The 8,508-nt window shown below is 64.6% G+C and carries 7 protein-coding genes and 1 pseudogene; 5 read left to right on the top strand and 3 right to left on the bottom strand.

Annotated features, from left to right (window positions below; translation table 11 throughout):
- Window positions 1-223 (bottom strand): hypothetical protein (locus CP49_RS13395; RefSeq protein ID WP_156438375.1); only part of this gene is annotated, 223 nt, incomplete at its 3' end.
- Between the two features lie 783 nt (window positions 224-1,006).
- Between CP49_RS13395 and CP49_RS13405 the strand changes: the two genes are divergently transcribed.
- The 4 genes from CP49_RS13405 to CP49_RS13415 are packed head-to-tail and all read left to right on the top strand — an operon-like array spanning window position 1,007 to window position 5,287.
- Window positions 1,007-1,678: a TetR/AcrR family transcriptional regulator gene (locus CP49_RS13405; RefSeq protein WP_057850722.1), complete on the top strand. Its 672-nt coding sequence runs from the start codon at window positions 1,007-1,009 to the stop codon at window positions 1,676-1,678.
- Window positions 1,675-3,015 carry a molybdopterin-dependent oxidoreductase gene (locus CP49_RS48610; protein ID WP_276326839.1) on the top strand — a complete coding sequence of 447 codons (1,341 nt, stop codon included), beginning with the start codon at window positions 1,675-1,677 and terminating at the stop codon, window positions 3,013-3,015. Before CP49_RS13405 ends, CP49_RS48610 begins: the two co-directional genes overlap by 4 nt.
- Window positions 3,012-4,367: a xanthine dehydrogenase family protein molybdopterin-binding subunit gene (locus tag CP49_RS48615; protein WP_276326840.1), complete on the top strand. Its 1,356-nt coding sequence runs from the start codon at window positions 3,012-3,014 to the stop codon at window positions 4,365-4,367. The genes CP49_RS48610 and CP49_RS48615 overlap by 4 nt, the downstream gene beginning before the upstream one ends.
- Entirely contained in the window at window positions 4,364-5,287 is a 924-nt protein-coding gene (locus tag CP49_RS13415) for an FAD binding domain-containing protein (protein WP_057850723.1), read from the top strand. The genes CP49_RS48615 and CP49_RS13415 overlap by 4 nt, the downstream gene beginning before the upstream one ends.
- 96 nt (window positions 5,288-5,383) lie before the next feature.
- On the opposite strand, the gene CP49_RS13420 is transcribed toward CP49_RS13415, so the two are convergent.
- On the bottom strand, window positions 5,384-6,646 hold the full coding sequence (locus CP49_RS13420) for an extensin-like domain-containing protein (protein ID WP_057850724.1): 1,263 nt from the start codon (window positions 6,644-6,646) through the stop codon (window positions 5,384-5,386).
- A gap of 457 nt (window positions 6,647-7,103) precedes the next feature.
- Window positions 7,104-7,961, bottom strand: coding sequence for a DUF2147 domain-containing protein (locus CP49_RS13425; RefSeq protein WP_063791686.1), 858 nt, complete (start codon window positions 7,959-7,961; stop codon window positions 7,104-7,106).
- Window positions 7,962-8,147: 186 nt separating this feature from the next.
- Here CP49_RS13425 and CP49_RS13430 point away from each other — a divergent pair.
- Window positions 8,148-8,508 (top strand): annotated as a pseudogene (locus CP49_RS13430) (DUF2147 domain-containing protein); the annotation flags it as partial.

Genomic DNA, 8,508 nt, shown 5'->3' on the forward strand with positions numbered 1-8,508 from the left:
TCACCGCCCCGCGCTGGGCCGCGCGACGGCTCGACGCCGACGCGGCCTGCCGTCTGGATGCGGGACGCGACCGCGCGGCCTGCGGACGTGAGGGCTGGTCGACGACGACAGCCGGCAATTCGCGCGTGGACGATTGAGCTTCCGCCGGCGTTACGTCGATCATCGCGGCGAGCATCGGCAGCGCGGCGCCGAGCCATCCCGCGGTCTTCAAACTTGCAGTCATTTCCAGTCCTCATCGCTTTGCGCGGGACCAGTAACAAGCTCGATCACTGCGATGAAGTGCGTAAAGGATACAGCGCGCGTCAATCACGCGTTTAGAATTAGTATTGCTCCAAACAGGTTCGAGCGGCGGCCATCAAACAGAAAATTAGAAACTAGTATTGGTCTAAGCGAACCACACGACAGTTGTAATGGCGCGCGACCCATGATTTCGCGCGAGTACGATCGCACAGATCAACACAGTCAAACAGAGAGACACCTCGCAGCAGGATCACATGCGTGAGCCACCCGAGGTCTCCCGAATGACATCGGGCGAATGCAAGACCTGAGTTTGTACCGCGAAGCTTGCTAAGAACGAGCTGCGTTCCCTCTAGGGAGAGGGGTAAGCCGCGAGCACCGCCGTTGCCGCCACCCCTCTCCCCCGCCCTCCCCCGCAAGGGGGGAGGGAGCTGACTGAGCTTGCCGCTCTGTTTCGTTTCCAACGCATGACGTGGTGACGACCGGGCTTTCGAACTGCCAATTCGTTCAAATTCTTCGCACCGATCACCAGTATTGCGATCTGCCGAAGGACACGCTCGATGCGTTTCTGAACGCGCCCTCGATGGGACCGTACTACAGGGTGAATATCGACGGCGCCGGTGAGAGCGAACCGTACGACTGCCGGACACATAAAGTGTCGTCCGATCAGTAACATCGGACCTGCCGTTGTTGCTGCACGGCACGATCTTCTATCCCTTCTCGCGAATCCGTCATTTGACATTTCTTTCTATTTTGTCAAAATCGCCAAATGGGCCCGCGTACCCGCATTCTCGATGCTGCGATGCTGGTGTTCCGCCGGCAGGGTTTCCGGCGCTCGTCGATCGAGCAGGCCGCGGACGCCGCCGGCTTGACGCGGCAGGCGCTCTACCATCACTTCAAATCCAAGGAAGCGCTGTTCCGCGCCGTCATCGAGCGGCTGCATGAGGAGGCGCTTGCCGCCGAAATCGCGGCGGCCGGCACAGCCGAGAAGGCCGGCGGCAGCCTCGCCGATATTGTCGTCGCGTCCGTCTCCGCCAAGCTCGGACAGTTGGCCGCTTCGCTCGACGGCTCGCCGCATGTCGAGGAGCTGTTCTCCGAGCACCTCCTGCAGGCCCGCGACCTCTACCAGAAATATGCCACGGCCTATGCGGAGCAGCTCGCCGCTACGATCACGCGCGTCTGCCGCAAACGAGACCTCGTTCTCAACGCCGGCATGACGCCACGCGATCTGGCGCGATGCATCGAGATGGCGGTCAACGGCACCAAATCCGCCTACCCGGCGATGCAGCCGGCCGGCGCCTTCCTGAAGGATCTGGAAATCATGCTGCGCACGCTGATCGCCGGAGCGGTCGGCCCGGCGAACAAGCCGCGCGCGGCCAAAGCGAAACCAGCCAAGAAACCTGTCAAGAAATCCACCCGCAAACCTGGAGATCGCAGATGAGCACCATGACGATCAACGGTAAGCTCGCTCCCCTCCCCGACGATCCCGATGCGCTGTTGGTCGATGTCGTGCGCGACGCGCTCGACCTCACCGGCACCAAGCTCGTGTGCGGGGCTGGCGTCTGCGGCGCCTGCACGGTGCTGGTCGAAGGCGAGCCCGCCGTGAGCTGCCTGATGCCGGCAGGGTCGGCCGCGAACAGGAACGTGACGACGATCGAAGGCATTGGCGCTGCAAAACTGCACCCGGTACAGAAGGCGTTCATGGCGCACGACGCCCTGCAATGCGGCTTCTGCACGCCGGGCTTCATCGTCGAGGCGGCTGCCTTTCACGATCGTTGGCGCGCGGCAAAGGGAACGGCCGTGCCGTCGCGCGACGAAATCGGCGCCGCATTGTCGGGCCATCTCTGCCGCTGCGGCGCCTATGACGGCATCTTCCGTGCCGTGGCGGATGCCTGTGCCGGACGTTTCGACGGCGATGAGTTCGTCCCACCGCGCATGGAAGCGCGCGACAAGGTGACGGGATTGGCGAAGTATACCGTCGACATCCATCATGACGGCCAGCTCGAAGGCGTGATACTGCGCTCGCCGTTCGCCCATGCGCGCGTCAGTGAGCTCGATCTGGCGCCGGCGCGCGCGATCCCAGGCGTGAGCGCAGCGATCTCGCTGCTCGGCGACGACCGCATCGTCCGCTTCGTCGGCGAACCCATCGCCGCCGTCGCGGCCGGGGACCGCAAGACTGCGCTGGCCGCCATCGCCGCCATCAAACTCAGCAGCGAACGCCTGCCATCGGCGATCGGGCTCGATGAAGCGCGCAAGGCGGATGCGCCCGTGGTGTTCGAAAAATCCGCGCGCAAGAAGGCCGGCGACGTCTCCGAAGGCGGCGGTGCGCCGGCCTCCTGGAAAGGTAATGTCCGCGGACCATCGGCGGCCTTTTCCAAGAAACCGAAAAAGGTGCGGAGCTGGGTCAACGATGCGCGCGCGGCGAACAATCCGTTGCTGGTGGAAGGCATCTTCCGCACCGGCACGCAACAGCATGCCTGCCTCGAGCCGCACGCGGCGGTCGCGCGTTTCGATGGCGACCGGCTCACCGTGCATGTCTCGACGCAGGCGGTGTTTCATCTGATGGAGCTGATCGCCAAGCGCTACAAGCTCGGTCACGACAAGGTGCGCGTGATTGCCGACCATGTCGGCGGAGGTTTTGGTTCGAAGGCTGCCCTCGGCGTGGAAACGACCACCGCAATCGAACTGGCGCGCGAAGCCAAGGCGCCGGTCAGGATTGCCTACGACCGGCACGAGGAGCTTTCGGTCACCGGCTATCGGCCGGCGCGGCGGAGATGAAGATCGCGCTGCTGCCGTCCGACCAGGGCGAATTGAAAGCGCTGTCGCTGACCGCTTATGCAGATACGGGCGCGGCGACCAACTCCACCATCGCCGCGCTGGCGCGCCTGATCTATCCGGCGGAAGGAAAAGAGCTCGCCGATTTCGACGTCATCAGCAATTTGCCGGCCGGCGCACCTTTCCGCGGCCCCGGCGGACCGCCGATGGCCTTCGCCTTGGAACAGGCGATCGACGAGGCCGCGCTGCGCATGAATGTCGATCCGATTGCGCTGCGTAAACGCTGGGACCCCGACCCCAACCGCCAGCGGCTCTACGATTGGGCCTCAAGCCTTGACGTCTGGCGCAACCGGAAACCGATAGCCACGCAGAGCGGCCGCTATCGCCGCGGCGTCGGCGTCGCTACCGGTTACTGGCTTTATCTGTGGCAACCCCGTTCGAAGGTCGAGGTCGCCGTGAAGGGCGGACGCCTCGTCGCCAGCACCGCGACCCAGGACATCGGCACCGGCACCCGCACTGTGATCGCCAATACGGTCGCGCGCGAATTCGGGCTGGAGCCGCATGAGATCGACGTCAGGATCGGCGATTCCAAACTGCCGGAAGGGCCGGGCTCGGGCGGCAGCCGGGTTACGGCGTCGGTGATCCCGCCGATGCTGCTCGCGATCGAGAAGCTGAAAGCTGCGATTCAGCAAAATGCAAAACGGCAGCCGGCCCCCGGCTCCAACGCGCCATGGCGTGAATGGCTCGCGGCGTCGCCCGACCTCTCGGCTTCCGGCGTGCGGCCGGAAGACTCCAGGCAGATGGCACCGGGAATCGAGTCGCCGCTCAAGCAAGCCGGCTTCATGGGCTGGATCTTCGGCTGGATGATGCGGCGGTTCTCCAACCTTGTGATCGGCGCCGGCATGCCGAGTTCGGTCCAGGTCATCGAGGTCGAGGTTGACACCTGGCTCGGCCATGTCCGCGTCGTCAACGTTCACACCGGGATTGCGGTCGGCAAGATCGTGGCGCCGGCGCTGGCGCACAGCCAGGCGGCCGGCGCCGTCATTCAAGGCATCGGTTACGCGCTCTATGAGGCACGCGAAGTCGATTCCCGCACCGGCGACGTGCTCAGCGGCGGCATGGAGGACTATCGCATCCCCGGAATTGCGGACACGCCTGTCATCGATGTGCATTTCGACCAGGGCGGATTCGATCACGTGCTCGGCGGCAGCGTCGGCATCGGTGAGGTCGCAACCGTGCCGACCTCACCGGCGGTCGCCAACGCGATCCTCAACGCCACCGGCGTTCGGCTGACCGAACTGCCGATACGTCCCGACCGTCTCGTCGCCGCACTCAAAGGGAGGGCCGCCGCATGACACCGACAACCATGACCGCTACGCAAGCAGGCGAATTCCGCGCCGCCGGCACCGACCTCTCTGAGCGGCGGCGCAGCGGCGTCTCAACCGGACCGCTGATCGATATATCAGCCGCACCCGATACGATCGGGATGCACTGGGGCGCTGAGGGAAGTTTGCGCATCGGCGCCTTCACCACCATTGCCGCGATCGCAGCCGATGCGCGCCTCGCCGCGGCATATCCGGGCATTGCGGCATCGGCGCAGGGTTTAGCGACGCCGCAGGTCCGCCATCTCGCCACCCTCGGCGGCAATCTCGCGCAACGTTCACGCTGCTGGTATTTTCGAAATCCGCATATTGCCTGCCTCAAGAAGGGCGGATCGGATTGCCCGGCACGGTCAGGCAATCATCTCTATCACGTCGCCTTCGACCTCGGGCCCTGCGTGGCGCCTCATCCGTCCACGATGGCGGCGGCGCTGCTCGCCTATGAAGCGAAGATAACCACCGACCGCAGGAGCTCGCTGACAATCGGCGACCTCCTCGGCGACGGCTCCAACGGCACGGCCGACAACGCGCTGCAGCCGGGTGAGCTGATCAAGAGCGTCGCACTTCCTTCACCGCTTCAAGGCGAACGCGCGCTATACAAGCGCGCGATCAGCCGCACCCATGCCGAATGGCCGCTGGTCGAACTCTGCGCTCGCGCCGTGATCCGGGACGGCGCGTTCCAGTTCGTGCGCCTCGCCGCCGGCGGCATTGCCCCGGTGCCGCTACGGCTCGTGGCGGTGGAAGCGACGTTGCAGGGTAAGCAGGCCAGCGCAGCAACGATTGCCAGTGCCGCAGAACAAGCGACATCAGGTGCAAAGCCGCTACCGATGACGGGATACAAACTCGATCTGCTAAAAGGCGTCGTGCAGGACTTGCTGGAGCGATTGACGGCGTAGCCTGTAGGATGGGTTGAGCCCTTGCGAAACCCATCACTTCGCGAACGGGATTGATGGGTATCGCTTCGCTCCACCCATCCTACGGAAGCCGCGGATCTAATGATCCTCGAACTCGTCTTCCTCGTTGACCTTGCTGTTACCCCTGAACCAGCGCGAGATCGACTTCTTGGCTCCGAGCGATCCCGTCGAATAGGGATCGCGTGACGCGTAAGGGTTACGCTGGCCGGCACGCGCGGCGACCTGATCGCCCGACACTGCAGCCGGCTGGCAGATGGTGCGGCGGGAGGGGCGGCGCATCAGATCGACGTGAATGTGATCCTCGTGGTGGGAGTTGGAGCCCGGCGCCAGCACGGTGTTGAACTGCTGGCAGGCGGCCGCCTGCACGTCGCGCAGAAAGCCCTGCTCTTCCGGCATGCCGCGCCAACCGCCCTTGACCGTGATGCGACGGCCGTCGGCGAGCGTGAAGGCTGCGATGTCGAGCGCGTTGCCGAACGCGTGCTCGGAAATATGCGCGTGCGAATTGCCGTTCATGCCGCGGCAGGAATACGCAGAGATCTGCTTGATCTCCGCGACGCGCACGCCGAACCAGCGCATCGCCGCCGGCTGCACCGAATCGGTGAGCCAGCGGTCGAGCGCCGAGACGATCGGGCACGCCAGCGTCGCCGCAGGCTTAATCGAGACCTGCCCGAAGGCGCTGACGGAATTGCCCTGGGCGGGCCCGAGCCGTGGCGCGGCCGGCGGCGTCGCCGGCGACGGCGAATAGGACGGCTGTGAATATGGCGAAGGCGCCGTGTGACGGTCGCGCGGCGGATAGGACGGTGCCGCCATATGGCCGCCGTTGCGCGATGTAGGGGTGCCTTCGGGCGGCAGATCGATGTCCTCCGCCTGCGGGGCGATGCCCGGCGCGGAGAGCGAGATCGGGCCGTTCGATGGCGCGGCATAGCTCGGCTGGCGCGGTGCGGGATCTTGATAGGTTCCCGGGTAGCTTCCCGAATGGCTTCCTTGATAATTTCCCTGGGGAGGAGCTGCGGCCGGCGCGCGCGCGATCGGCCAGCGCGGCTGATTGCCGATATTGCCGGGCGGCCGAAGGCTTTCGTCAGCAAAGCCGAAGCTGGTGATGTTTTCGCCGAGCGCCGCCACTTTCAGCGGGTATTCCGCGCCGCACACGCCGGGGCCGGAGATCGGGTCGATCCGGACCAGTTCCGGGCTCTCCTTGACCGCGCCGGACTTCAGGCAAGCGAGTTCGGCCTCGGCGCGCCACGGTTCGCGCTCGGCGGACTGAAAAAATCCGCGGCCACAACCCGCTAGCGAGACGAGGACGAAGGAGCCGACGAGATACAAACGAACTCCGCGCGTCATCGCGCGTACGTTCAACCAATTTATTTAAAGACTCTTCAACGCGTTGATTTAACGAATTTTTTACCACGTTGCCGCGCTGCACCCGCGGTGGAAAGGGCGGGATAGACAGCAACACTTACTTTTTAGGCCGGGAACGTCTTGCTAGCCTTCGGCGTTAGGTGCCGGCACGACGTGAACCCAGGGAGCTCTCCCAATGGATTTCGTAAATCCTCTCGTCAGCAGGCTTAGCGTTTTAACCGCGTATCTTGCATTAGCTTTCGTCGGCGCAATTGTGCTCGGCGTGTTCTAGACATCCCGTCCTGACATGGACCTGCTCGCCCGGTGGCCGCGTCACCGGGCGTTTTCTTGGCCAAAGCGTTTTCGAGCGAAGTAGCGCCCGGTTCGCGTAAAGAAAACGCGTCAAAACAAAGGGCCAGAGCCTAGCCTGGTTCTGATTTAATCAGAACCGATGGAGGCTCTACGAGCGCTGCTCGGCGGACACCGGCCGGGAGCTCACCAGGCTGTCGGCGCGGCGCGTGATACGGCTCCAGTTGTTGCCGGAGCAGTAGAAGCGGCCAAGCGCGCAGGCTTCGACGCGAAGCGTGTTGAGCCCCTTCATCGACATCGTGCCGTAATACGTCTCGCCGCTGTCCTGGCTGTAGATGCTGCCGGTCCACTGCCTTTCCGTCTTCGGCTTCATGTTGATCAGGATCGCCTCGCCCCTCTCGTTCGACGATGAATTGAGCACATAGCCGCACAGCGCATTGCCGCACTTGGCGATCCGCACCGTCCCTTTGCCTTCGGTCTGCCAATCACCGATCGGAGAATCCGACGGCTCTTCCTCGGCCTGGTGTGAGACGCGTTCAACCTGCGACGGAGGCTGCGCGGTCTCGACCGGTTTCGCGACCGGCGGAGGCGGCGGCACCGGAATCGAAACCTGGTGAGCCGGTGGCGGAGCGGGCGGCGGCGACGGAGTTGGAGGCGCAGCGACGATTTGGGTTGTCGATGCGGCCGGCGTGTAGACGGCCGGCGGCGCGGCGACGATGGTCTTGGCCGGCACCGTGGTTGCCGGCGGTGCGGGCGGCGAAACCGTCTGTGGCGCTGATGGCGTTGGCTTCGCCGGCACGCCCGCGTCGCGATCGTCGTCATAGCGATCGCGCTTGCGGCGCCAGTCGAGACTTCTGGAGATCGACACTGAGGTGCACGAGGCCGAACGGCAATGCCTGGGGGACTCGATGTGCACCCGATGGCCGCCGACGCGGAATGAAATCGAACTGCCGGCATAGGCCGAAGTCGTCAGCGCTATCAGCACGGCGAGACAACAAATTCGTTTCATCGAAGCCTCCCGCAGGTGATGCGTAAAGCCTAGCCGCGGGGAACCTCGACGGAATGTGATTTGAATCACCGATCCGCTCCGGCGCTTCCGGGCGTCTCGTGATGTGCATCACAGAAGGTTGCCGCGCCTGCGCATAGGGTCCGCCCAGATTCAACGCCACGCTCACAGGCCGCTCGGGAGACTCTCATGAAGAAGCTCTACATCCTCGCCGCATTGTTGATGGCCACCACCTCGGCGCATGCCGGCGGCATTACCCTCCAGATCAACGGCGAGCGCGTTCGTGTTGAGGCGCCGCGCAACTGCAACGCCATTTCCTGCATCAAGGTCACCGCGCCCGGCTATAACGGCACGCTCGGCAATATCGATCTCAAGGGCCTCGGCTCGAAGAGCAAGGACGGTGATGACGTCGTCGCGGATGCGCCGGCGAAACCGGCGGCGCCCGCTCCAGCGCCGGCCCAGGCCACCGCGCCGCAGCCAGCCAATACCGCCACGACTACGCCCGCGCCCGCTCAAACAACCGTCGCGGCCGCTACGCCGGCACGGGCCG

This window comes from Bradyrhizobium valentinum (genome assembly GCF_001440405.1).
In the GTDB taxonomy this organism is placed as follows: Bacteria; Pseudomonadota; Alphaproteobacteria; order Rhizobiales; family Xanthobacteraceae; genus Bradyrhizobium; species Bradyrhizobium valentinum.